Source organism: Lysobacter sp. TAB13 (genome assembly GCF_052113885.1).
Taxonomy (GTDB): Bacteria; Pseudomonadota; Gammaproteobacteria; order Xanthomonadales; family Xanthomonadaceae; genus Lysobacter; species Lysobacter gummosus.
In genome coordinates, this window is sequence record NZ_JBFRDR010000001.1 from 168,873 (window position 1) to 190,616 (window position 21,744).

The 21,744-nt window shown below is 66.4% G+C and carries 24 protein-coding genes; 9 read left to right on the forward strand and 15 right to left on the reverse strand.

Features of this window, described 5'->3' with window-relative positions:
• Nucleotides 1–15: 15 nt before the first annotated feature.
• From AB4Y92_RS00630 to AB4Y92_RS00650, 5 genes are all read right to left on the reverse strand, one after another.
• Nucleotides 16–420 carry an ExbD/TolR family protein gene (locus AB4Y92_RS00630; RefSeq protein ID WP_057942847.1) on the reverse strand — a complete coding sequence of 135 codons (405 nt, stop codon included), beginning with the start codon at nucleotides 418–420 and terminating at the stop codon, nucleotides 16–18.
• The gene (locus AB4Y92_RS00635; RefSeq protein WP_441817887.1) at nucleotides 417–2,252 is read right to left on the reverse strand and encodes a DUF2341 domain-containing protein; all 1,836 of its coding nucleotides are present in this window, start codon (nucleotides 2,250–2,252) and stop codon (nucleotides 417–419) included. The genes AB4Y92_RS00630 and AB4Y92_RS00635 overlap by 4 nt, the downstream gene beginning before the upstream one ends.
• 145 nt (nucleotides 2,253–2,397) lie before the next feature.
• Entirely contained in the window at nucleotides 2,398–3,990 is a 1,593-nt protein-coding gene (locus AB4Y92_RS00640) for a ShlB/FhaC/HecB family hemolysin secretion/activation protein (protein ID WP_441817888.1), read from the reverse strand.
• Between the two features lie 199 nt (nucleotides 3,991–4,189).
• A complete protein-coding gene (locus AB4Y92_RS00645) occupies nucleotides 4,190–4,486 on the reverse strand; it encodes a hypothetical protein (protein ID WP_441817889.1) in 297 nt (98 codons plus the stop codon).
• Nucleotides 4,487–4,776: 290 nt separating this feature from the next.
• Entirely contained in the window at nucleotides 4,777–5,526 is a 750-nt protein-coding gene (locus tag AB4Y92_RS00650; RefSeq protein WP_441817890.1) for a SapC family protein, read from the reverse strand.
• 225 nt (nucleotides 5,527–5,751) lie between these two features.
• Here AB4Y92_RS00650 and AB4Y92_RS00655 point away from each other — a divergent pair, with 225 nt between their 5' ends.
• Complete coding sequence (locus AB4Y92_RS00655) at nucleotides 5,752–6,048, forward strand: hypothetical protein (RefSeq protein WP_215057941.1); 297 nt, start codon at nucleotides 5,752–5,754, stop codon at nucleotides 6,046–6,048.
• A gap of 170 nt (nucleotides 6,049–6,218) precedes the next feature.
• Here the strand turns inward: AB4Y92_RS00655 and AB4Y92_RS00660 are convergent, their stop codons facing one another.
• The 3 genes from AB4Y92_RS00660 to AB4Y92_RS00670 are packed head-to-tail and all read right to left on the reverse strand — an operon-like array spanning nucleotide 6,219 to nucleotide 8,148.
• Nucleotides 6,219–6,620, reverse strand: coding sequence for a fluoride efflux transporter FluC (locus tag AB4Y92_RS00660; RefSeq protein ID WP_441817891.1), 402 nt, complete (start codon nucleotides 6,618–6,620; stop codon nucleotides 6,219–6,221).
• The gene (locus AB4Y92_RS00665; RefSeq protein ID WP_441817892.1) at nucleotides 6,617–6,847 is read right to left on the reverse strand and encodes a DUF6053 domain-containing protein; all 231 of its coding nucleotides are present in this window, start codon (nucleotides 6,845–6,847) and stop codon (nucleotides 6,617–6,619) included. Before AB4Y92_RS00665 ends, AB4Y92_RS00660 begins: the two co-directional genes overlap by 4 nt.
• Nucleotides 6,848–6,864: 17 nt before the next feature.
• Nucleotides 6,865–8,148 carry a replication-associated recombination protein A gene (locus AB4Y92_RS00670; protein WP_441818262.1) on the reverse strand — a complete coding sequence of 428 codons (1,284 nt, stop codon included), beginning with the start codon at nucleotides 8,146–8,148 and terminating at the stop codon, nucleotides 6,865–6,867.
• 397 nt (nucleotides 8,149–8,545) lie between these two features.
• Between AB4Y92_RS00670 and AB4Y92_RS00675 the strand changes: the two genes are divergently transcribed.
• On the forward strand, nucleotides 8,546–9,082 hold the full coding sequence (locus AB4Y92_RS00675) for a glycoside hydrolase family 108 protein (RefSeq protein WP_441817893.1): 537 nt from the start codon (nucleotides 8,546–8,548) through the stop codon (nucleotides 9,080–9,082).
• 130 nt (nucleotides 9,083–9,212) lie between these two features.
• On the forward strand, nucleotides 9,213–9,695 hold the full coding sequence (locus tag AB4Y92_RS00680; protein ID WP_441817894.1) for a GNAT family N-acetyltransferase: 483 nt from the start codon (nucleotides 9,213–9,215) through the stop codon (nucleotides 9,693–9,695).
• Between the two features lie 92 nt (nucleotides 9,696–9,787).
• Here AB4Y92_RS00680 and lolA read toward each other — a convergent pair whose 3' ends face one another.
• The 5 genes from lolA to AB4Y92_RS00705 form a co-directional block, all read right to left on the reverse strand.
• Nucleotides 9,788–10,423 carry an outer membrane lipoprotein chaperone LolA gene (lolA, locus tag AB4Y92_RS00685; RefSeq protein ID WP_441817895.1) on the reverse strand — a complete coding sequence of 212 codons (636 nt, stop codon included), beginning with the start codon at nucleotides 10,421–10,423 and terminating at the stop codon, nucleotides 9,788–9,790.
• Between the two features lie 207 nt (nucleotides 10,424–10,630).
• A complete protein-coding gene (locus AB4Y92_RS00690; RefSeq protein WP_441817896.1) occupies nucleotides 10,631–12,994 on the reverse strand; it encodes a DNA translocase FtsK in 2,364 nt (787 codons plus the stop codon).
• Between the two features lie 134 nt (nucleotides 12,995–13,128).
• Complete coding sequence (locus tag AB4Y92_RS00695; RefSeq protein ID WP_441817897.1) at nucleotides 13,129–13,584, reverse strand: nuclear transport factor 2 family protein; 456 nt, start codon at nucleotides 13,582–13,584, stop codon at nucleotides 13,129–13,131.
• 238 nt (nucleotides 13,585–13,822) lie between these two features.
• Nucleotides 13,823–14,599 carry an SPFH domain-containing protein gene (locus AB4Y92_RS00700; protein WP_441817898.1) on the reverse strand — a complete coding sequence of 259 codons (777 nt, stop codon included), beginning with the start codon at nucleotides 14,597–14,599 and terminating at the stop codon, nucleotides 13,823–13,825.
• Between the two features lie 135 nt (nucleotides 14,600–14,734).
• A complete protein-coding gene (locus AB4Y92_RS00705) occupies nucleotides 14,735–15,802 on the reverse strand; it encodes an alanine dehydrogenase (RefSeq protein WP_441817899.1) in 1,068 nt (355 codons plus the stop codon).
• A gap of 383 nt (nucleotides 15,803–16,185) precedes the next feature.
• On the opposite strand from AB4Y92_RS00705, the gene trxB reads away from it, so the two are divergent.
• From trxB to infA, 5 genes are all read left to right on the forward strand, one after another.
• Nucleotides 16,186–17,139, forward strand: a complete 954-nt coding sequence (gene trxB / locus AB4Y92_RS00710; RefSeq protein WP_235114946.1) for a thioredoxin-disulfide reductase — start codon at nucleotides 16,186–16,188, stop codon at nucleotides 17,137–17,139.
• A 21-nt stretch (nucleotides 17,140–17,160) separates the two neighbouring features.
• Nucleotides 17,161–17,757 (forward strand): PIN domain-containing protein, encoded by a 597-nt coding sequence (locus AB4Y92_RS00715; RefSeq protein ID WP_441817900.1) that lies wholly within the window; start codon nucleotides 17,161–17,163, stop codon nucleotides 17,755–17,757.
• Nucleotides 17,757–18,929, forward strand: a complete 1,173-nt coding sequence (locus tag AB4Y92_RS00720) for a GNAT family N-acetyltransferase (RefSeq protein WP_441817901.1) — start codon at nucleotides 17,757–17,759, stop codon at nucleotides 18,927–18,929. The genes AB4Y92_RS00715 and AB4Y92_RS00720 overlap by 1 nt, the downstream gene beginning before the upstream one ends.
• Before the next feature lie 84 nt (nucleotides 18,930–19,013).
• Nucleotides 19,014–19,796 (forward strand): leucyl/phenylalanyl-tRNA--protein transferase, encoded by a 783-nt coding sequence (aat, locus tag AB4Y92_RS00725; RefSeq protein ID WP_441817902.1) that lies wholly within the window; start codon nucleotides 19,014–19,016, stop codon nucleotides 19,794–19,796.
• A gap of 104 nt (nucleotides 19,797–19,900) precedes the next feature.
• Nucleotides 19,901–20,119 carry a translation initiation factor IF-1 gene (gene infA / locus AB4Y92_RS00730; RefSeq protein ID WP_031372296.1) on the forward strand — a complete coding sequence of 73 codons (219 nt, stop codon included), beginning with the start codon at nucleotides 19,901–19,903 and terminating at the stop codon, nucleotides 20,117–20,119.
• A 93-nt stretch (nucleotides 20,120–20,212) separates the two neighbouring features.
• Here infA and AB4Y92_RS00735 read toward each other — a convergent pair whose 3' ends face one another.
• Both AB4Y92_RS00735 and AB4Y92_RS00740 read right to left on the reverse strand, forming a co-directional pair.
• The gene (locus AB4Y92_RS00735) at nucleotides 20,213–20,401 is read right to left on the reverse strand and encodes a hypothetical protein (protein ID WP_441817903.1); all 189 of its coding nucleotides are present in this window, start codon (nucleotides 20,399–20,401) and stop codon (nucleotides 20,213–20,215) included.
• Between the two features lie 196 nt (nucleotides 20,402–20,597).
• Nucleotides 20,598–20,807: a hypothetical protein gene (locus AB4Y92_RS00740; RefSeq protein WP_441817904.1), complete on the reverse strand. Its 210-nt coding sequence runs from the start codon at nucleotides 20,805–20,807 to the stop codon at nucleotides 20,598–20,600.
• A gap of 436 nt (nucleotides 20,808–21,243) precedes the next feature.
• Here AB4Y92_RS00740 and AB4Y92_RS00745 point away from each other — a divergent pair, with 436 nt between their 5' ends.
• Complete coding sequence (locus AB4Y92_RS00745; RefSeq protein ID WP_441817905.1) at nucleotides 21,244–21,591, forward strand: hypothetical protein; 348 nt, start codon at nucleotides 21,244–21,246, stop codon at nucleotides 21,589–21,591.
• Nucleotides 21,592–21,744 lie beyond the last annotated feature (153 nt).

Below are 21,744 nucleotides of genomic sequence, written 5' to 3' on the forward strand. Positions count from 1 at the left end.
CGCGCGCGGACCCGCTCAGCCCGCGGCCTGGCGCTGCGACGCCAGTCCGATCGAGGAGATGCCGAGCTTGCTGCACAGGTCCAGCACCGCCATGACCTTTTCGTATTGCACGGCGCGATCGCCGCGCAGGATCACCGGCAACTCGGCGTCGTTGGCCAGCGCGTTGCGCAGCTGCTGTTCCAGTTCGCTCATGCTGACCGGCACCGCGTCGATGCTGACCTGCCCGGCGTTGTCGATCGCGATGACCTTGGTCTTGGGCACCGACAAGGGCTGGCTGGCGCTGGCCTTGGGCAGATCGACCTTGATGCCCTGCACCGCCGCGGTGGTCATGATGATGAAGATCACCAGCAGCACGTAGGCCAGATCCAGCATCGGCGTGATGTTGATGTCGTCGTAAGGTTTCTTGCCCTGGACCTTCACGGCAGCGACTCCGTGGACACGCTGCGCGACAGGTGCGCGGGTACCGGCGCGTCGCCGGCGTAATCCTCCGCGATGCGCTTTTCCAGTTCGTCCACGAACACTTGCATGTCCGCGCCGATCGCCTCGGTGCGGCTAAGCAAGTAGTTGTAGCCGAACAGCGCCGGGATCGCGACGGCCAGGCCCGCCACCGTCGCCAGCAGCGCGGCGGCGATGCCCGGCGCGATCGCGTTGATGTTGACGTCACCCGCCGCGGCGACCGCGGCGAAGGTGATCATCACGCCGACCACGGTGCCGAGCAGGCCCAGGAACGGGCCGCCGGAGATGGCGATGGTCAGCAGCACCATCAACTTGTTCAAACGCTGGCTCTCGCGCACCGCGGCGGCGTCGAGGGCCGAGCGGATGGCGGCGATCGACTGCGTGCGCACCACCGAACGTCCGCCGGCGGCGGCGACGCGGTTGCGCAATTCGTCCAGACCGATCGCGAGCAGGCGGGCGAGATTGGATTTTTCCCCGTTGAGCGGCCCGTCGCCTTCCGCGCCCTTGACCCAGGCGATGTCGTGCAGCGGATATTCGCCGGCGTACTTGCGGAACGCCTGCAGGAAGCGCTCGTTGGCCTTGGAGGTGACGTTGACGAACACGCCCTTGCCGATCATCACCCACCACGAGATCGCGGCCATGAAGCCCAGGATCACGATCACCACCCAGGCATCGACGGTCAGCGCGCTGAACAGGATGCCGAAGTAGTTGTGGCCGCCGTCGCCGGAGCGCTGCTCGACCGGCTGGAACGTCAGCAAGCGCGCGTCCAGGCCCTGGCTGTGCGCGGCGGCCTGGATCAGGCCGAGCGGACGCGCGGTCTTGGAGACTTGCAGTTCGTCGATCAGGCCGATGAAGTTCGGCCGCGCCGCGGCGCCGGCGACGGCGCGTTCGCCGCCGATCAGCAGGCCGGCGTTGGCCAGCGGCAAGGCCGCCGCGACTTCGCCGGCCGGCGCGCCGTTGACGTAAACGGCGAGCTTGTTGTCGGCGGCGCGCACGGCGATGTGGGCCCAGCCTTCGCTGGTGAGCGGTGCGCCGGCGGAGGTGCGCAGCGGGCCCGCGGCGCCGATGGTTTCCGCGTAGATCACGCCCGCGTCCACGCCCACGGTCAGCGCGCCGGGCAGCGAGGCGATGACGCCGGTCGCGTTGGCGCCGGTGGGTTTAATCCACGCCGACAAGGTCAACGGCTGCGCCGCAGCGAGATTCAACGACGACGACGCCGGCACCGTCACCGGCGCCTGACCGTTCAATTGCAGGCCCGAACCGATCAGCGCCGATTCGGCCAGGGTCAGCGGCGCCTGCGCGTTGTTGGCGTAGGCGGTCTGGTCGTTGCCGGCCGTGCCCTGGTTGGCGAAGTGATAGACCGCGATGTTGTCCGCGTCGTAACTGCCCTTGGCGTCGCCGCCGGGCGTGGCCTCGGCATTGCCGAAGTAGACATAGACCGACGAGGCCGCGTTGGCCTCCAGGTTCGGCACGTCCACCCAGGCCAGCGCGACCTGATCGACCAGCCCGTCGTATTTCTCGAAGTGGTACTTCAGCGGCGTGCGGTCGTCGGCGGCGATGAAGCGCACATCGCTGCCGTCTTCCTTCGCGTCGGCGAAGTTGAAGTTGCCCGAATGCAGGCGCACCAGGATCTGGGCGCGGCCGCCGGGCTCGCTGACCGCGGCGCCGGCCGAGGTGGTGTTGAGATCGATCTTGGCCCGGTAGTTCCATTTACCGTCCCACCACGACGCCGCCGATGCCGGCAACGAGATCAGCGACAGGAACAAGCAGACCAGCAACACGCGCAATTGAGTCACGACACTTTCCCCGGAAATATTCGGTATGGCCTGGATGGAAGGGCCTTCAGGCCCGACGCCTTTCGATCCGCCGCGATCAGGCCCGGCGAGCTGAAACAAAAGCGTCGGGGCTCAAGCCCCCGCCACAGGGTTCTTCCTTGCCTGCTTAAAACTCGCCCCAAACCCGCACGCCGAGTTCGATCGAATCGGGCTTGCGGTCCTTGCCGTTCGGACTGGACAGCGGGTGGGACACATCGATGGAACCGTTGAGATGCTCGAACACCTTCAGCGACGCGCCCAGGCCCGCGCTGACCAAGGTCTCGCTGCGCAGCTGATCCGGCAGCCGGTCGTTGATGCGCGCATAACCGGCATCGACGAAGGCGCGCAGGCGCATTTCCTGGAACGCCTCGCCGAGCGAGTCGGCGAACGAGGGCGTGCGCGCTTCCAGCGTCGCCGCCGCGCCCGTGTCGCCGAGCGATTCGGATTCGTAATAGCCGCGCACGCTGTCCAGGCCGCCGATGCTGAATTGCTCGTTGCTGATCAACGGCTCGCCGGCGAACTGGGTCTGCAGGCGCAGCATCAGTTGCGCGTCGTTGGCGAATTTCCACGTGTGCGAGCCCGAAGCGCGCAGGTAGAAGAAATTCGGCTGGGCCTGGAAGCGCTTGGCGTCGAAGGCGGCGCGGCCGTCGCCGACGCCGCGCAGGTTGAACACCGCCGACAAGGCCAGGTCGCTGACCGAATGCTCTTTGATCCAGTCGGCGTTGTAGTTGACGCTGAACGGAAAATACTCGATCGGCACCGAACCGCGATCGGCGCCCTGCACCAGCGCTTCGTTGAAGTCCTTGTAGTCCACGCCCACGCTCAGCGAGTGGAAGAAGCCTTCGCGCGCGGCGAACGAGCGCATCAGGCGCACGCCGGCCAGGGTGCCGTTGCCGATGACGTTGAGATCGCCGACCACGGCGATGTCGCTCTTGCTGCGCACCGCGTAACCCAGCAGCGACCACGGCGATGAGCCGAAGCGCGCCAGGTAGGAAGCCGAAAACACTTCCGCGTCGGCGCGCCGCTGCGGCGCCAGTTGCACCGACAGGCTGGCGCTGTGGCCGCGCTGCCACAGATTGTCGTAGCGCACGCTGGCGGCCACGCGTTGCTCGGTGGTGTTGGCGCTGTTGCGGTTGTTGATCTCGAGCGAGCCGTGCAGCGGCAGTGAATCCTCGACGTTTAGATCGACATCGACGGTGTTCGGCGTGGCGCCAGCCTTGATCTCCGGCGTCACCCGGCGGTCGGGCAGCTGATTGAGGGCGACGATGTCGCGCTGCACGTCCTTGAAGTTGGGCACCGCGCCCTGCGCCAGCGACGGCGCGGCGCGCTCGATGTCGTCGGGCGAGAAATAGTCCGCGCCGTTGACCCGCAGGCGGCCGACCTTCTGTTCGTTGACCTGCAGCGTGACCAGGCCAGTGGACGCGTCCTGTTCCGGGATCACCACGCTGACGGTCGGATAGCCGCTCTTGTCGTACAGCGATTGCAGCGCGGCGCGCGCGGCTTCCACGTCCTGCTCGCTGCGCTGCGGGCCCAGGTGCGGATACACCGCTTTCTCGATATCCAGCGTGGGCAGCTTGGTGTTGCCCAGCACCTGATAGGCCATCACATCGAAACGCGCGAGCGCCGGCGCGGCCTGCGCGCCTTGGGCGGTTTCCTGCGCGTGCAAGCCCGTCGGCCCGAGGAACGTCAGACCAACGGCTGCGATAAGGCGTAGATGCATCGACCCGGAACCATCCCTGTTGCGCCGACCCGGCGAACGGGGTCGGCAGACCGCGTCACGTTAGGTGCGCTATGTGACGATGTTTGAACTACTGCATGACAAGGCACACGAATGCGGTCATGCGCTTGTCAATCGCAGGCACCGAATGTCACAAGTCGCTGCGATGACATCGGAATTACGCAGCACGTCACTTGTCATCTCATTCGCGGATGAGCGGTATCACACAGGTGAGAAAAGGCGCGCGTTGCGGTTGCGCGGTTTCGATGTCGATCGACCGCGTTGGCGGTTGTGTGGTTCGCGCTTGCGTCTTCGGTGTTGTGCACCCGATTTCGAACTCGCGAGTGCGAGTGGCGCGCGCTGATTCGTCGGATATTTTCGCGATCGTCGGCGCATCGCTCGCAAGTCGCGCTGGCGAGAATCGAAGACGATCGATGGCGTTGGCGAGGCGGTTGCCGGTAGCGGCCGACGTCGCAAACATCAGCATCGCCGTCGACATCGACTCTCGCCATCCGCAATCGCAACGCGCACTGCGCGCTGTCATGCAGGTCGGTTCGCAGACCAGTTTGGGCGCAGCAAGGTCACCGCGGCACGCGCGGACGGCCCGATTTCGATAAGACAAAGCCAAGTCCGTGACGAAGGCCGTCGCCGTCGTGTTTCATCACCGGAACATATTCGTGAAGGCACGAATCATGCAGACACGATCGGCAGCCGTAAGCCGCCGATGCGGCGCGACCGTCGCGGTCGCGCCGATGAAGCCCGGGGCCGCCCGCGAACCGGGCGGCGGGCTCAGTTGACCGCGGAGGGAGCGGCGGCGGACTTGGCCGCGTCCTGCTGGGCCAGTTCGGACAGGCGGTCGAGATTGCGCATCGACACCAGGTGGGTATAGATCAGGCCCATCGCGCCGGAGCGCAGCAGTTCCGGCAGCACCGCGTCGTCGAGCTGCAGCAGGCGCTCTTCCGACACCACGTAGACGCCGCCCAGCTCGCGCTGCGGCTCGCCCTCGCCGCCGAAGCGGATCACCTGCTGGTCCAGCAGGTTCAGTTCCTTGAGCCTGGCGGTGAACGCGGCGGTGCGCTTGAACTCGCCGTGCAGGTCCTGCAGGAAGGTCATCGCGCGGCCGAGGTTCTCGCTGTCGTCGCCGTTTTCCTGGAACAGCGCGTCGCCCTCTTCTTCCGACAGGCCGTCGTAGGACATATCGACGCAGACGGTGACCGTGCCGCTGTCGCGGTCCTCGGCGAGCATGAACGGATATTGGCGCAGGAACGCCGGCACGTAGCCGCGTTTCCAGCGCGCGTTCTCGTCCACGTACAGGTTCTGCTGGTTGCGCAGCCCGACCACGACCGCCGGCAGGAAGTCGCCGTTCTCCAGGCGCGCGAACACGATCGCGTACTCGGAGGCGGCGTGCGGGAATTCGACCGTGGTCAGCGGCACCGAGTTGAGCTCGGCGGCGAAACGGGCGTTGTGCTGGGCCGAGCGCAGGCGCAGGCGGCGGTGGGTGTGGCGGTTGAGCGGTACGACGCGGTCGTAGATCAGCATGGAGGTCCGGTTCCTGGTGGCGGCGGCCCGGGGTCAGCCCGGGTCAGCGGCGAAGATGAGCCATCGAGGTGACAGTTACAAGCAGCGCCGGCGGCACCGCCGGCACATTATGAGTGCCACTTTGACGCGCATTAAGCCCTGTCAAAGCTGTCATCACACCGCTTCCCATATCGTGATTTCAGGCACACAAAAGACAAGTGCCGGGTGCGGATAGGGGAAAGTATTTTGTTCAAGGTGTCACTGCGAGAGCACGCTCTGCTGAGCGTCCTGGTGGGGTTGCAGCGCGGGGTGCAGCCGGAAACCAGCCATATGAAGCATGCGTTGATCGAGGACGGACTGGCCCTGAGCCTGGACGGCCGCCTGAGCCTGTCCGACGCCGGCTCGACCCTGCTGCAGGCGCTGCAGCACATGGTCTGGGCCGAGGTCGAATCGCTGCAGCAGGTGTTGTCCAACAAGTCGTCGGCGCCCAGCGACGAGGTGCTGCGGATGACCCGGTTGCCGGTGAATCCGCGGGCGGAGTAGATCGCGCTAAGGGTGGTCGGCGCCGGCTCGGGATCTTGCGGTGTGGGTCCGCGGTCGCCTTGAAAGGTGCGGGTTCGGATTCGTGCCGGTTCAGATCGGTGCCGATTGAAAGTCGCGCCGTTGCGGGATCGGCAGTCGCCCGGTTCCCGCTGGCCCGGATCGGCCTGGGCTCAGATCCGCCCCGGCCACGCCAACTGCCCCAAACGCCAGCCGGCGACGATCGCCAGCAGGCCCAGGCCGACATGGGCAGCGATGGTCAGCGCCAGCCAGTCGTAGCGGGCCGCGCGCAGCAGCGCCAGCAGGTCCACGCCGAAGGCCGAGAACGTGGTCAGGCCGCCGAGCACCCCGGTCAGCAGCAGCGCGCGCCAGAAATCGGCGTCTTCGCGCCCGCCCAGCCACACCAGCAGCAGGCCCGCGCACAGGCAGCCCACGACATTGACGCACAGGGTGGACAGCGCCGGCCACGGCGCTGCCGCGCGCGGCAGCAGCAGGTTGGCGCCGTGGCGCAGCATCGCGCCGAATGCGCCGCCGAGGCCGACAGCGAGCAGTTGCAGCAAGGCGGCGCGGGTCATCGGTTGCGGGCTCCGTGAAGTGGCCTGCATGGCGCCGGTCGCGGCGTCGATGCAGGCATGAGCGATGGACTCGATACAGACAATGGCGCCAGCGCCGACCGCCGCGCAAGCCCGAAGTCTTTTGTAGGAGGGGCTTCAGCCCCGATGCTTTTCGATCCGATGGGATCGATTCCGGCGATCTGAGCGAAAAGCATCGGGGCTGAAGCCCCTCCCACAAAAGACCTCACACAGTCCGGCTACGCACTCACTCGCCATCGCCGCCCTCGCTGCGCGCCTGCGCGCGTTGCGCCCGCAGCCGCGCAAGCTTCTCGCCGAGCTTGAGTTCCAGCCCGCGCTCCACCGGCTGGTAATACACCCGCTCGCCCATCGCATCCGGAAACCCGGTCTGATCCAGGGCGATGCCGCCATCGGCGTCGTGGTCGTACTGGTAGCCCTTCGAATACCCCAGCTGCTTCATCAGCTTGGTCGGCGCATTGCGCAGATGCAGCGGGACATCCTGAGTACCGTGCTCGACCACATCGGCCTTGGCCGCGTTGAAGGCGGCATAGGCGGCGTTGGACTTGGCGGTGCTGGCCAGATAAATCACCACCTGCGCCAGGGCCAGATCGCCTTCCGGGCTGCCCAGGCGGTCGTAGGTGTCCCAGGCATCGACCGACATCTGCAGCGCGCGCGGATCGGCCAGGCCGATGTCCTCCACCGCCATGCGGGTCAGCCGCCGCGCCAGATAGTGCGGGTCGCAGCCGCCGTCGAGCATGCGCGCGAACCAGTACAGCGCCGCGTCGGGGTTGGAACTGCGCACGGATTTGTGCAGCGCCGAAATCTGGTCGTAGAACTGCTCGCCGCCCTTGTCGAAGCGGCGGGTGCGGTCGGCCAGCACCTGCGCCAGGGTCGCGGCGGTGATCTGGCCGTCTTCGTCGGCGGCCAGTTCGGCGGCGATTTCCAGCAAGGTCAGCGCGCGGCGCACGTCGCCGTCGGCGGCGGTGGCGATCTGCAGCAGCAAGTCGTCGCCGACCTGCACCGGTTGCGCGCCCAGGCCGCGTTCTTCGTCTTCCAGCGCGCGCCGCAGGCTGTGGCGAATATCGTCGGGCGAGACCGCTTCCATCACGTGCACGCGGCAGCGCGACAGCAGCGCCGAGTTGAGTTCGAACGACGGGTTCTCGGTGGTCGCGCCGACGAAGATGATGGTGCCGCGCTCGATATGCGGCAGGAACGCGTCCTGCTGGGTCTTGTTGAAGCGATGCACCTCGTCCACGAACAACACCGTGCGGCGGCCGTCGGCGAAACGGTGCGCGGCTTCGGCCAACACTTGCCGCACCTCGGGCAGGCCCGAGAGCACCGCCGAGATCGCCTTGAACTCGGCATCGGCGTAGCGCGCCAGCAGCAGCGCCAGGGTGGTCTTGCCGCACCCTGGCGGGCCCCACAGGATCATCGAATGCACGCGCCCGGATTCGACCGCGCGGCGCAGCGCCGAGCCCGGCGCGAGCAGGCGGCGCTGGCCGACCATTTCATCGACGCTGCGCGGGCGCATGCGCTCGGCCAGCGGACGCAGGCCGTCGTTATCGACGCTGAGCAGATCGCGCGAGTCCTGCGAGGGGGCGGTTCGACGGGCCACTTACGGGGAAATTCCGGGCTGAGTATCGACCGCCACGATACCAAGATCGCGTCGGCGGCGAATCGCCCGCGGCCGCAACAGCTTGATCCAACGGGATTTTGCAAACCGTCAGCCGGCGGTAAGGCGGCGCGGGCGCGATCTCGGCACGGTTGGCCCCGGCGCCCAAGCGCCTCACAAGGCCCGGGCGGCGGCGTTTGCCTCAACCGTGCGGGCCGTGCGGCCCCGCCGCGCGCAGCGATGCCGCGCGATCCCCGTTTTCCCGACCGGCAGGCGCGATCGCGTCCGCCGCATCCGCATCTTCCGGAGACCTGCAATGGCCGACTTCAACGACTACTTCCCGCAACTGCTGATCTTCGAGGGCGGTTATGTCGATGACCCCTACGATCCGGGCGGCGCGACCAATATGGGCATCACCCTGCAGACCTTCCAGGCGCATGCGCAGACCTTGCTCGGCGTCGCCCCCACCCTGGCCAATCTGCAGGCCCTGAGCCGGGAGCAGGCCGCGGTGTTGTACAAGGCGCTGTACTGGGACGCGATCTACGGCGACTCGATCGCCGCGCAGGAGCTGGCCGCGATCGTGTTCGACTTCTACGTCAACGCCGGTTTCCACGCGATCTTGCTGCTGCAGAACCTGCTCGGCCCGCCGCTGGCCGCCGACGGGCATTTCGGCCCGGAAACGCTCGCCGCCGTGCAGCACGCCGAACAGGCCTCGTTATACGCGCTGTATCGCCAGGGCCGGATCAACTATTACGACAACCTGGCCGCGAGCCATCCGCTGCTGCGTCGTTTTCTGTCCGGGTGGCTGGCGCGGGCGAACTGGTTTCCGCCGCAGTTGCCGGCGGGGACTTGATCGATCGGCGATCGAACGCCGCGCGGCGGCCGCGCAACCGCCAAAGGATCGCTACATCCGCGTCGGTGCGGCCGGCGATACTGCATCGGCGCGCCGCCGCATCCCTGCCCGCTCCGACACGATTCCGCTCATGAACCCAGCGCCCGCCGCCGTATTGATCCGCCCCGCCGTCGCCGACGATCGCGCCGCGCTGCTGGCGCTGCTCGCGGAAACTTTCGAGGACACCTGGCGTGAGCAACTCACCGCACAAGCCATCGCCGATTACCACGAGCGGCAGGTCGCGGAAAATTTCGTCGCCGCGCAATGGCCGCGTTTCGTGGTCGCGCAGATCGACGGCGAGGTGCTGGGCTTCGCCCATCGCGACGGCGGCTTCGTCGATGCGCTGCACGTCGCCGCGCGCGGCCGCCGGCGCGGCGTCGCGCGGGCGTTGATGGAGGCGCTGGAAACGGCGATGCGCGCCGAAAGCCTGACGCTCTCCAGTCTGGAAACGGACACCTTCAACACCGGCAGCCAGGCGCTGTATCTCGCCCTGGGTTATCGCGAAGTCGCGCGTTATCCGGATGAAGAATGGAACAGCGGGCTGACTACGATCCGCTACGAAAAGCCGCTGTAGACGCGGTTTCGCCGCCAATGCAGCGCGTGCTGCGCTGGGTTATCGAAATTCAAACGCCATGCGCAGCAACTCGCCGCGGTTCCAAACCGGCATCAACCCTCGCCGATCACATCCACGCCCTTGCCCGGCGCGTACTTGAACGTGCTGGCCGGGAAGCTGGGATTGCGCTTCCAGCCGCTGAAGCTGATTTCGGTCTTCTGGCCGAGCGCGTCGACGATTTCCATCTTGCTCAGGCCGGCGGCGTTGAACCCCAGCTTGGCGTTGCGGAAGCTCGCCTCGCCCTGGTTCTTCGGTTCCAGCGTCAGCCAGTTGAGGCCGCCGTTGCTGCCGGCGTCCTTGACCACGAACATGCTGTCGAGCTTGCCCGGGTCGATCAGCGCCGCCAGCGGGCTGTTCTGTTCTTCCGCGCCCTGCGGACGCACGCTGACTTGCTGCAGGTCGGGCTCGTACACCCACACCTTCTTGCCGTCGGCGACGATCAGTTGCGGGTACGGCTTGACGTACTCCCAGCGGAACAGCCGCGGCGCCGACAGCGCGACCTGGCCGGTCGAGGATTCCTTGAGCTTGCCGTTGGTGTCGAACACCTGCTGGGCGAACTGGCCGTCCAGGCCCTTGAGGCCGCGGGTGAACGCACCCAGGTCGTCGCGCGCGCCGGCGACGGCGGCGCCGGCGAACAGGGCCGTGGACAGCGAGAGCGCGATGGCGGCGTGGCGGACGAGACGGTTCACGGCAAGCTCCTCATAAAACGATGGCGGCAGTGTGCGCAGGGAATCCTGAACACGGTATCGACGGGGGGGAGCCGGTCAGCGGGCGGTTTGGCAGCGCAGGGGGCGATTGCCGGCCTGCGATCCGAAACCGGTGTATCCCTAGCGCTCCAGCCTTGAACGCTTGCAGGGCGCCTACTGCGGACGGCGCGCTTGCGTACGCCGCTGCGGTTACTTCGGCGGCGGCGGCGCAAGCACGCTGCGGTCGCCGTTGTGCTCCGGCGGGGTCACGATGCCGGCCGCCTCCATCGCCTCGATCAGGCGCGCGGCGCGGTTGTAGCCGATCTTCAGGCGCCGCTGCACGCCCGAGATCGAGGCGCGGCGGGTCTCGGTGACGATGCGCACGGCTTCGTCGTAGAGCGGATCGGATTCGTCGCCGCCGCTGCTGGCGGTTTCCGGCAGGCCGGTGGCGCCGACCACGGTGCCGTCGCCCATCGTCTGCACTTCGTCGAGCACGCCTTCGATGTAATCCGGGCGGCCGCCGATCTGCTTGAGATGTTCGACCACGCGATGCACTTCCTCGTCCGACACGAACGCGCCGTGCACGCGCTCGGGCATGGCGGTGCCCGGCGGCAGGTACAGCATGTCGCCGTGGCCCAGCAGGGTTTCGGCGCCGGACTGGTCGAGGATGGTGCGCGAGTCGATCTTGCTCGACACCTGGAAGGCGATGCGGGTCGGGATATTGGCCTTGATCAGGCCGGTGATGACGTCCACCGACGGCCGCTGGGTCGCCAGGATCAGGTGGATGCCGGCCGCGCGCGCCTTCTGCGCCAGGCGGGCGATGAGTTCTTCGACCTTCTTGCCGACGATCATCATCATGTCGGCGAATTCGTCGATGAAGATGACGATGAACGGCAAGGTCTCCAACTGACGCGGCGCTTCGTCCAGGTCCGGATTGGGCTTGAACAGCGGGTCCATCATCGGCTGGCCCGCTTCCTCCGCGTCGCGGACCTTCTTGTTGAAGCCGGCCAGGTTGCGCACGCCGACCATCGACATCAGCTTGTAGCGCCGCTCCATCTCGGCCACGCACCAGCGCAGACCGTTGGCGGCTTCCTTCATGTCGGTCACGACCGGCGCGAGCAGATGCGGAATGCCCTCGTAGACCGACAGTTCGAGCATCTTCGGATCGATCATCAGCATCCGCAGTTCTTTCGCCGACGCCTTGTACAGCAGGCTCAGCACCATCGCGTTGACCGCGACCGACTTACCCGAACCGGTGGTGCCGGCGACCAACAGATGCGGCATGCGCGCCAGATCGGCGACCGTAGGCCGGCCGGCGATGTCCTTGCCCAGCGCCAGGGTCAGCGGGCTGCCGGACTTGTCGTATTCCTTCGAGCGCAGCAGCTCGGACAGGAAGATCATCTCGCGGGTGGTGTTCGGCGTTTCCAGGCCGATCACCGACTTGCCCGGGATCACGTCGACCACGCGCACGGATTTCACCGACAGGCCGCGCGCGATGTCCTTGTCGAGCGAGCTGATCGAACTGACTTTGACGCCCGGCGCCGGCTGCACTTCGAAGCGGGTGATGACCGGGCCCGGATAGGCGCCCATCACCTGCGCATCGATGCGGAAATCCTTGAGCTTGAACTCGATCTGCCGCGACAGCGTTTCCAGGGTTTCTTCGCTGTAGCCCTTGGGTTGCGGCTTGGGATCGTCGAGCAGCGCCAGCGGCGGCAGGCCGCTGCCATCGCCGGTGTTGAACAGCGGGATCTGGGTTTCGCGCTTGGCGCGTTCGCTCTTTTCCACCACCGGCGCCGGCGGCGGCTCGATCTTGACCTTCTCGCGCTTGGAACGCAGCTCGGTATCGACCTTGCGCGCTTCCTCGCGCTCCTCGCGCATGACCTGGGTCTGGCGCCATTCGGTGGCCTGCTGGCTACCGCGGCGGAAAAGCTTGCTCAGCACCGGGCCCAGCGCCAGGGTCCAGCGGCCCAGCCAGTCCATGAGCGCGAACCACGACACGCCCGTGGCCAAGGTGAAGGAGATCAGCAACAAGGCGGCCAGGAACAGATTGCCGCCGACCGGTCCGAAACCGGAGTACAGCGAACGCCCGACCAGTTGGCCGAGGATGCCGCCGCTGCCGGCGGAGAAATTTTCCGCCACGCCGAAACGCAGGTGCGCCAGGCCGGTCAGGGACACCAGGGAACCGACGATGCCGACCAGGCGCAGCGCGGGCCCCAGGTCCGCGTCGCCATCGCCGTCGGAATCCATGCCGAACAAGGCGATCCAGGCGATCGCGCCGAGCATGACCGGCAGCAGGAAGGCGATATAGCCGCACAGGTACAGCAGCACGTCGGCGATCCAGGCGCCGACGCGCCCGCCCAGGTTGTGCAGCGGCGCGGTGATCGAGCCCGAATGCGACCAGCCGGGGTCGCTCGGCGAGAAAGTGACCAGGCTGGCCAGCAGGTACAGCAGCAACGGGGCGATGATGATCAGCGAGATGTCGCGCATCAGGCGCTGTCGCTTCGGCGACGGTGCGCTGACCGTCGCTTCGGTTGGCTTGGCCTTCTTACGACTGGCGGTTGGAGCGGATGCCACCGTGATGTGCTGCCTTAGGTTGGTACCGTTAGTCGTTGAATATACAGCGAAATAGCGCAATATGGGAAGAAATTGACAAAAAACGGCAAGGTTGGAACGGTCCTGCGCCCCGCCGGCTCAAGCCGGCCGCGGGCTTACTTCTTCGTTTCCTTGCGCTTTGAGTACCACAGGGCGTTGACGATCACCCAGCGGTCCCCGAATTTGCCCAGGTGGAAGAAATCCACGAACCACGGCGTTTCCGCCCGCGCCACCGCCACGTTGCCGGCGACGTCAAGCACCTTGCACGAACGATCCCATTGTTCCTTCGGCGTCTTCAATGCGCCGCGCCGGGTCAGATCGACCAGCTCTTCGCGGGTCATGCGCCGCAGGCCCAGTTTTTCGTCGGCCGTCTCGCCCAGCACGCGCCGCTTGGCGAGGTCGGGATGCAGCGAACGGGCGACGCGTTCGGGATCGCCTTCCAGCTGACCATCGACGTAGTCGAAACAGGTCGCTTCGATCGAATCGCGGGCGCTGGGCTCGATCGTATCGGAGGAAGCCGCGGCCGCGGTCGATGCGGTCGCAAGGGCGATGGTGAAAGCCACTGAACGCATGTATTTCCCCGATTTATGGCGCGTTGTCGGTCTGGGCTGCGATGCCGGTAAAACGAAAAACGGGAACGGCCCGCGAACGGTAGCACTCAATGCCACCCGCCCGCCTGACCGCCCCCGCGGCGAATCGGGACTCGGCTCAGTCCCCAAATCCCAATCTGGCCCGCAGGTATGGCAGCCGCGGCGCGATCGTCGCCGGGGAGCCGCCGGATCGGATTGCGGCCGCATCCAGACTATTTCGCTACGATTTTTCAACGTACTTATCGGCGATCTGAGCGATTCCGCGGGCCATCGAGGCGAATTCGCTCGGCATCAGAATGATGGTGGTGGTGTTCTGCTCGGCCCCGACCTCGGTGACCATCTGCATGCGCCGCAGTTCCAGTCCGGCCGGGTTCGCGGTGATGACCGCGGCGGCCCGGGCCAGGGTTTCGGCCGCTTCGAGTTCGGCGTCGGCCTTGATGATGCGGGCCCGCTTTTCGCGCAGCGCCTCGGCCTCCTGCGCCATCACCCGCTGCATCGAAGCGGGGATTTCGACGTTGCGCATTTCCACCCGGGTCACCTTGACGCCCCAGGGCTCGGTGGCCAGGTCGATCGCCAGGCGCATTTCGCTGGACAGCCGCTCCTGATCCTTCAACACCGCGTCCAGGGTGTGGCGGCCGATGATGTTGCGCAGCGAGGTCAGTGCGACCTGGATGACCGCGTCGTCGATATCGCGCACGTCCACCACCGCTTTCACCGGGTCCACGGTCGCGTACCAGATGACCGCCGTGACCTTGATCGGCACATTGTCGGCGGTGATGGTTTCCTGCTTTTCGACCGAGGCGGTGATCGTGCGGATGTCCACCATCCGCTGCCATTCGACGAAGGGAATCAGCCAGTACAGGCCGGGATTGCGCAGCCCTTGCAGCTTGCCGAGCCGGAACACGACGGCGCGCTGGTACTGGTTGGCGATGCGCAGACCGCTGAGCGCAAGCAGGATCGCGACTATCGCCGCGGCGGCTAACACGACATATGCCATTTCACGCCCCTTGCTGGTCCGCGAAGGCAGGACCCGGCGACTGCGCGGCAGGGCCGACGCAGTCGCTGGATCTCCCGTCCGTGGAGTAAGGAATACGACTGAACTACGAGCTGCAAGCCGGCTCGGCTGCGGGCTTTACAGCTTCATTCCCTGCAGCGCCGGATGGATCAGCTTGCCGCCTTCCACATTGATGCCGCGCACCAGCGCCTGGTTGCCGCGCCAGTCGCCGCCGGCCAGCTTGTTGACCCACGGCAGGATCGCCGCGCAGATCGCCTGCGAGGAGGTCTGCGGCACCGCGCCGGGCATGTTGGTCACGCAGAAGTGGGTCACGCCCTCTTCCACGTAGGTCGGCTCTTTCCAGGTGGTCGGACGCGAGGTCTCGAAGCAACCGCCCTGGTCGATGGAGATGTCCACCACCACGCTGCCGTCTTCCATGCCCTTGAGCATTTCGCGGGTCAGCACGTGCGGGGCGCGCGCGCCGGTCACCAGCACCGCGCCGATCACCAGATCGGCCGACGCCACTTCGCGCGCGACCACGTCCACGTACGGGAACAGCGTGGTGACGTTGTTGCCCAGGCGCATCATCTGCTCCATGCGGTCCTGGCGCATTTCGAACACGGTGACGTTGGAGCCGCCGGCCGCGGCCAATGCCGCCGAGGCGCCGCCGGCCTGACCCGCGCCGAACACCACCACCTTGCCGCGCTCGGTGGACGGCAGGCCGCCCAGCAGCTTGCCCTTGCCGCTCATGGGCTGGTGCAGCAGGTGGGTGCCGACCTGCACGCCGATCTTGCCGGCGATGATCGACATCGGCGCCAGCAGCGGCAGATCGCCGTTGGGCAGCTCGACGGTCTCGAAGGCGACGCCGGTCAGGCCGATGTCCAGCAGTTGCTTGGTCAGGGTGGGCTCGGCGGCCAGGTGCAGGTAGCAGAACAGCAGGTGATCCTTGCGCAGGTGCTGCAGGTCGCCGGCGATCGGCTCCTTGACCTTGACGATCAGCTCGCCCTTTTCGTACAGCGCCGCCGCGTCCGGCGCGATCTTCACGCCCAGACGCGTGTAGTCGGCGTCCTTGAAGCCGCTCTTGATGCCCGCGTCCTGTTCCAGCCAGACCTCGTGGCCGCGATTGACCAGGTCGCCGGCCGCGGCGGGAACGAGCGCTACGCGCCCTTCGAGAGTCTTGGTTTCCTTCGGTACGCCGATACGCATTGCTATCTCCAGTGCGGCCCAGAAAAAACGCCGCATATGCGGCGCCCCAAGCCATGTTGTGTTTTAAGCGGTTGTCGTGAGGGTGAACGTGCTGCGTTGAATGCTGTAAGGCGCGGTGCGCGGCCCTGAACCGGCCCGCGACTCGCCGCGTCGACCCCGGCTTTGTACGCCCGCGCCCGCCGATGCGCCAGTTGCCGTTTGGCGGTTCGCGCAGCCGCGCACGCTACGCAACGTTGCATCCGCCGGCCATGCCTTGTTTTGCCGGGACGTCGCCTCCAAGCTATGCCCTGCTTCGGAATCTTCAACACGCAGGCGTATGGCCCTGATGTGCTTGAAGATTCCTTCCGTGCGCAGCGCACTCCCAACTGGCCGCGATTATATACATGAGCCCTACCAAGCACTCCCGCGTCGTCATCCTCGGTTCCGGTCCGGCCGGCTGGACCGCCGCGGTCTACGCGGCCCGCGCCAACCTGAAGCCGCTGGTCATCACCGGCCTGCAGCAGGGCGGCCAGCTGATGACCACCACCGAAGTGGACAACTGGCCCGGCGACGCGCACGGCCTGATGGGCCCGGACCTGATGACGCGCATGCAGGCGCATGCCGAACGCTTCGACACCGAAGTCGTGTTCGACCACATCCACAGCGCCGACTTGTCCAAGCGTCCGTTCCGCCTGACCGGCGATAACGGCGACTACACCGCCGACGCGCTGATCATCGCCACCGGCGCGACCGCGAAATATCTCGGCCTGCCGTCGGAAGAAGAGTTCAAGGGCCGCGGCGTGTCCGCCTGCGCGACCTGCGACGGTTTCTTCTACAAGGACCAGGACGTGGCGGTGATCGGCGGCGGCAATACCGCGGTCGAAGAAGCGCTGTATCTGTCCAACATCGCGCGCAAGGTCTATCTGGTGCATCGCCGCGACACGCTGCGCGCCGAGAAGATCATGCAGGACAAGCTGCAGGCCAAGATCCAGGCCGGCAAGATCGAGCCGGTGTGGCATCACACCGTCGATGAAGTGCTAGGCAACGATGCCGGCGTGACCGGCCTGCGGGTGAAGTCGGTGCAGGACGGTTCGAGCAAGGACCTGTCCATCCACGGCCTGTTCATCGCCATCGGCCACACCCCCAACACCAGCCTGTTCGAAGGCCAGTTGGAGATGAAGAACGGCTACCTGACGATCCAGACCGGCCTGGATGGCAACGCCACCCGCACCTCGGTGGAAGGCGTGTTCGCCGCCGGCGACGTGGCCGACCAGGTCTATCGCCAGGCCATCACTTCCGCCGGTTTCGGCTGCATGGCCGCGCTGGATGCGGAGAAGTTTCTCGACAAGGACGCCTGAGCCCGGAAGGGCGGGACGCCGATGAAGATCAACTACGTATTGGTCGATTACGAGAATGTGCAACCGAAGAACATCGCGTTGCTGGCTGAAACGCATTTTCGGGTCAAGATCTTCATCGGCGCCAATCAATCCAAGCTCCCGGTCGAACTGGTCACCGCCATGCAAGGCCTCGGCGAAAGGGCGGAGTACATCCAGATTTCGGGCAATGGCTCCAACGCCCTGGATTTCCACATCGCTTATTACATCGGCCGCCTGGTAGAGACCGAACCTGCCGCGTTCTTCCATATCATTTCGAAAGATACCGGCTTCGATCCGCTGATCGCGCACCTCAAGTCCAAGGGCGTGCTTTCGAAGCGTTCGAACGCTCTCAACGACATTCCGGTGCTCCGGCCGCTGCTGGAAGCCAGCAAGGACGAACAGGTCGATGCCGTCGTGTCGAAGCTCAAGGGAATGCCCAAGAGCCGCCCGCAGCGCGATAAAACGCTGCGAACGATGATTTCGGTCTGGTTTGGCGAAAAGCTCAACGAATCGGACCTGGAACGCATCATCGCCGAATTGCTCAAACGCAAATTCATCCGCCTTGACGGCGTCAAAGTTCAGTACGCCCTGCCCGACTGATGACGCAAGCACTCCGTATCTCGCTGCTCGAATCGCTTGGCGAAGTCCAGCCCGCGCAGTGGGACGGCCTGCACGACGGCCGCAATCCCTTCGTAGCGCACGCCTTCCTGCACGGCATGGAAACGCATCGCTGCCTGCGCGAAGACTGGGGCTGGACTCCGCATCATCTGACCGTGTGGGACGGCGACTCGCTGATCGCGGCGATGCCGGCGTATCTGAAGCAGAACTCGCACGGCGAATTCGTGTTCGACCACGCCTGGGCCCATGCCTACGCCCAGCACGGCCTGGATTACTTCCCCAAGTGGCTGGCGGCGGTGCCCTACTCGCCGGTGACCGGCCCGCGCCTGCTGGCGCGCACGCCCGAGCACCGGCGGTTGTTGCTGGCGGCGATGGCGCAGTTGTGCGAGCGGCAGAAGCTGTCGTCGGCGCACGTCAACTTCCATCGCGACGAGGAAGACGGCGCCTTCGACGACGACGATGCCGGCGGCGATTGGCTGCAACGCATCGACGTCCAGTACCACTGGCGCAACGAGCCCGATGCCGACGGCCGGCGCTGGCAGGACTTCGACCAGTTCCTGGCCGCGTTCGACCACAAGCACCGCAAGAATATCCGCCAGGAACGGGCCAAGGTCGCGCGCGCCGGAGTCAGCTTCCGGGTCGTGGAAGGCCGCGACGCCAGCGACGCGGATCTGGCGACGATGCATCGCTTCTACCTCACCACCTTCGCCGAATACGGCAACCATGCCGCGCTGACTCTGGAATTCGTCCGCCACCTGGCGCGCGAGATGCCGCAATCGCTGGTGCTCTTCCTGGCCCAGCGCGACGGCGAGCCGATCGCCGGCGCCTTGTGCCTGCGCGGCGGCGACACCTTGTACGGCCGCTACTGGGGCGCGCAGGAGAACCTGCCCGGCCTGCATTTCGAGACCTGTTACTACCAGGGCATCGAGTACTGCCTGCGCGAAGGCCTGAGCGTGTTCGAACCCGGCGCGCAAGGCGAGCACAAGCTCGCCCGCGGCTTCCTGCCGACCCTGGTGCGCAGCCGCCACTGGATCGCCCACCCCGGCTTTCGCGATGCGCTGCGGCCGTGGTGCCGCGAAGAAGCCGCCTCGGTGCGGCGCTATGCGCGCACGCTGGCGGAGCATTCGCCGTTCAAGGCCGTGAGTGGGGATTAGGGATTCGGGATTCGCAAAAGCAAGTTCTGCTTTAGGCTTCGACGAATCCCGAATCCCGAATCTCCAATCCCGAATCCCGTCCCGATGAGGCGTCTTCCGTTCCTGCTCTCGCCCGACCCCGACGCCGAGTTTCCGCCCGGCGGGCAGGCGCTGGCCGATCCGGACGGGTTGCTCGCGATCGGCGGCGACCTGACGCCGCCGCGGCTGCTCAACGCCTACCGCCACGGCATCTTCCCCTGGCCCTCCGACGGTTATCCGCTGCTGTGGTGGTGCCCGGACCCGCGCACGGTGTTCCGCACCGACGGCGTGCGCCTGTCGTCCAGATTCCGCCGCGGCCTGCGCCATTGCGACTGGACCGTGCGCGCCGACACCGCCTTCGAAGCGGTCATGCGCGCCTGCGCCCAGGCGCCGCGGCCCGGCCAGGACGGCACCTGGATCAGCGACGAGATGCTGCAGGCCTATGCCGAGATGCACCGCCTGGGCCACGCGCATTCGGTCGAGGTCTACGACGGCGAAGATCTGGCCGGCGGCATCTACGGCATCGCCATCGGTCGCATGTTCTATGGCGAAAGCATGTTCAGCGGGCGATCGGGCGGGTCCAAGGTGGCGCTCGCGGCTTTGGCGCATTGCCTGCATCGCTGGGGCTGGCCGCTGCTCGACGCCCAGGTCGAGAATCCGCACCTGCTGAGCCTGGGCGCGATCAGCCTGCCGCGCGGGCTGTTCCTGGCCCGAGCCGGCGAACTCGCGGCCCAGCCTGGGTTTGCGCCCGGTTCGTGGACCGCCCGGTTCGGCGAAATGCGCGCCGCGCAGCTGGCCGAGCCGCTGCCCGCGCCGTCCCCGGCCGCGTCTCAACGCCGGCCCGATTAACGGTTTTTTGCTCCCAGGGCGCTCACGTGGCAGAATGCGCGGCTTCGCGGGCGCGCGACGCCCGATCCTTGCGGACCGCTCCGGTCCACCTTTTTGAGAGACACATGGCAAAAGACGACGTGATCGAATTCGAGGGCACGGTGGCGGAAACTCTTCCGAACACCATGTTCCGCGTGCGTCTCGAAAACGGGCACGAAATCATTGCCCATATCTCGGGTCGCATGCGCAAGAACTACATCCGCATCCTGACCGGCGACAAGGTCAAGGTTGAGATGACGCCCTACGACCTGACCAAGGGCCGCATCACCTACCGCATGAAGTAATAGCGGTAACTCGTTGAAAAAAGGCGGCCTATGGCCGCCTTTTTCATGTCCGGCCACCGCCGTCGCGGCGCCGGACCCGGCACGCGCCGTCGCTCAGAACGGGCAGCCGTTGGCGCGCATGCACCGGTTCCATGCGGTGACGCAGGCCTGGGTCGTGCCGCATTGCTCGAATATGCGCTCGCAGCGCTGGCACGGGGTTTCCACCGGGGTGGCGCTCGCGGCCAGCGAGGCGGCGAACACGAACGCGGCCAGGGCCGACAGCGACAACTGCTTCGACTTCATGGTGAACCTCCTTATTCCCTGCAGTGGCGCAGCGGCCGCCTGGGCGGCCGCCGGTCCACAGAAACCTGCGGACCGGCGAGCCTAGGCCCGATCGCCCTCAGCGCCCGTGATCGCTCGCCCACTTCGCCACGGCGCGCGGGCGCCCGGCGATGTCCGGCGGCGAGGTCTCAACGCGGGGCTGCGGGCGAATCGGCCTTCACTCCAGCGGACAAGCGTTCTCGGCCCGGCAGCTGTTGTATTCCACCAGGCATTCGGCATCACGTTGCCCGTGGCCTTCATACAGGCACACGTTGTAGGCGATCCGGCATTCCTGGCAGGGAGTGAGCGGCGGGCGAGCCAGGGCGGCGGTGGCGCCGGCGAAGACGAACGCGGCGACGGCCGCGACGACGAGCTTGCGTAACTTCATGGTGTTGCTCCTTTTCCATGGATCGACGCGGGACGGGGGTCCCGCATTGAGTGACTGCGCCGCGCACGCGGACGCAGTGGCGAGCCTCGGCGACACGGGATCGACCGAGACGGTTACAGCCCGCGCACCGCGCGGGCCACGGCGACGCTAGCACCGGCCCGTCGCGCCGATCGCGCTGCGCCGCGGCAAGCGCTGAAGATGTGCGCGAGGTCGCAGCGCGCGCTAGCAACTGCCGATTGGAAACAGCGGATCGCGCGAGACGTGCGCGATCGCGCGCGCCCGCGAGGCGATGCGCGCGCGGGTTCGCGCCGCGCATCGGGCGGCGCGGACAAATAAATGCACGTATCGCGCGCGCCCATGACTTTCGACCTAGACGATTCTTCCCCCGGCGTCATCCGTATCGATGTGCTCGCTTCGAGCCGCAAACGAGAACCTCATGCCGCCTAACGAAATCGTTCTGGCCGCCGCGCTTTGTCTGTCGGCCGGCCCCGCCTGCGCGCAGGCGCTCGATGCCTGCATCGATCTGGATCGCTCTTCGCAGATCGCGCGAGGCTACGACTCGGTCTTGCTCAAGCACGGCGAAGACCGCTATCGACTGCGCTTGCAGGATGGATGCGTCGGCGATCTGCGCGCATCGCCGACGCTCGAAGTCGTCGCCGAGCAACGCAAAAATCGACTATGCCCCAGCGGCACGCTTATCCGCACCCGACGCGGCGATTGCGCGGTCGCCGGCATCGAAACCATCGACGCCGATGCGTTCGAACGTTATCGGCGTCATCGATAAACCCACGCCGTGCATGCATCGATTAAGAACAACAGATGCACGCCGGCGTCGAACGGTTTAGGCCGAAGGTCATGCCATGACGAAGGTCACCACGACTTATTCCAGATTTGCGCGCTCGCAGCGATCGATACATTGCACTGCGAGCTCATTCCG

Bases quoted from the DNA above. Each gene is read 5' to 3' on its own strand.
- AB4Y92_RS00645 (WP_441817889.1), bottom strand. From the start codon at position 4,486: ATGTCGACGGCGATGCTGATGTTTGCGACGTCGGCCGCTACCGGCAAC.
- aat (WP_441817902.1), top strand. From the start codon at position 19,014: ATGAGGCGTCTTCCGTTCCTGCTCTCGCCCGACCCCGACGCCGAGTTT.
- AB4Y92_RS00650 (WP_441817890.1), bottom strand. From the start codon at position 5,526: ATGCTGATCTACGACCGCGTCGTACCGCTCAACCGCCACACCCACCGC.
- trxB (WP_235114946.1), top strand. From the start codon at position 16,186: ATGAGCCCTACCAAGCACTCCCGCGTCGTCATCCTCGGTTCCGGTCCG.
- infA (WP_031372296.1), top strand. From the start codon at position 19,901: ATGGCAAAAGACGACGTGATCGAATTCGAGGGCACGGTGGCGGAAACT.
- AB4Y92_RS00680 (WP_441817894.1), top strand. From the start codon at position 9,213: ATGAACCCAGCGCCCGCCGCCGTATTGATCCGCCCCGCCGTCGCCGAC.
- AB4Y92_RS00735 (WP_441817903.1), bottom strand. From the start codon at position 20,401: ATGAAGTCGAAGCAGTTGTCGCTGTCGGCCCTGGCCGCGTTCGTGTTC.
- AB4Y92_RS00695 (WP_441817897.1), bottom strand. From the start codon at position 13,584: ATGCGTTCAGTGGCTTTCACCATCGCCCTTGCGACCGCATCGACCGCG.
- AB4Y92_RS00720 (WP_441817901.1), top strand. From the start codon at position 17,757: ATGACGCAAGCACTCCGTATCTCGCTGCTCGAATCGCTTGGCGAAGTC.
- AB4Y92_RS00660 (WP_441817891.1), bottom strand. From the start codon at position 6,620: ATGACCCGCGCCGCCTTGCTGCAACTGCTCGCTGTCGGCCTCGGCGGC.
- AB4Y92_RS00700 (WP_441817898.1), bottom strand. From the start codon at position 14,599: ATGGCATATGTCGTGTTAGCCGCCGCGGCGATAGTCGCGATCCTGCTT.
- AB4Y92_RS00640 (WP_441817888.1), bottom strand. From the start codon at position 3,990: ATGCATCTACGCCTTATCGCAGCCGTTGGTCTGACGTTCCTCGGGCCG.
- AB4Y92_RS00745 (WP_441817905.1), top strand. From the start codon at position 21,244: ATGCCGCCTAACGAAATCGTTCTGGCCGCCGCGCTTTGTCTGTCGGCC.
- AB4Y92_RS00675 (WP_441817893.1), top strand. From the start codon at position 8,546: ATGGCCGACTTCAACGACTACTTCCCGCAACTGCTGATCTTCGAGGGC.
- AB4Y92_RS00705 (WP_441817899.1), bottom strand. From the start codon at position 15,802: ATGCGTATCGGCGTACCGAAGGAAACCAAGACTCTCGAAGGGCGCGTA.
- AB4Y92_RS00740 (WP_441817904.1), bottom strand. From the start codon at position 20,807: ATGAAGTTACGCAAGCTCGTCGTCGCGGCCGTCGCCGCGTTCGTCTTC.
- AB4Y92_RS00715 (WP_441817900.1), top strand. From the start codon at position 17,161: ATGAAGATCAACTACGTATTGGTCGATTACGAGAATGTGCAACCGAAG.
- AB4Y92_RS00670 (WP_441818262.1), bottom strand. From the start codon at position 8,148: ATGCGCCCGCGCAGCGTCGATGAAATGGTCGGCCAGCGCCGCCTGCTC.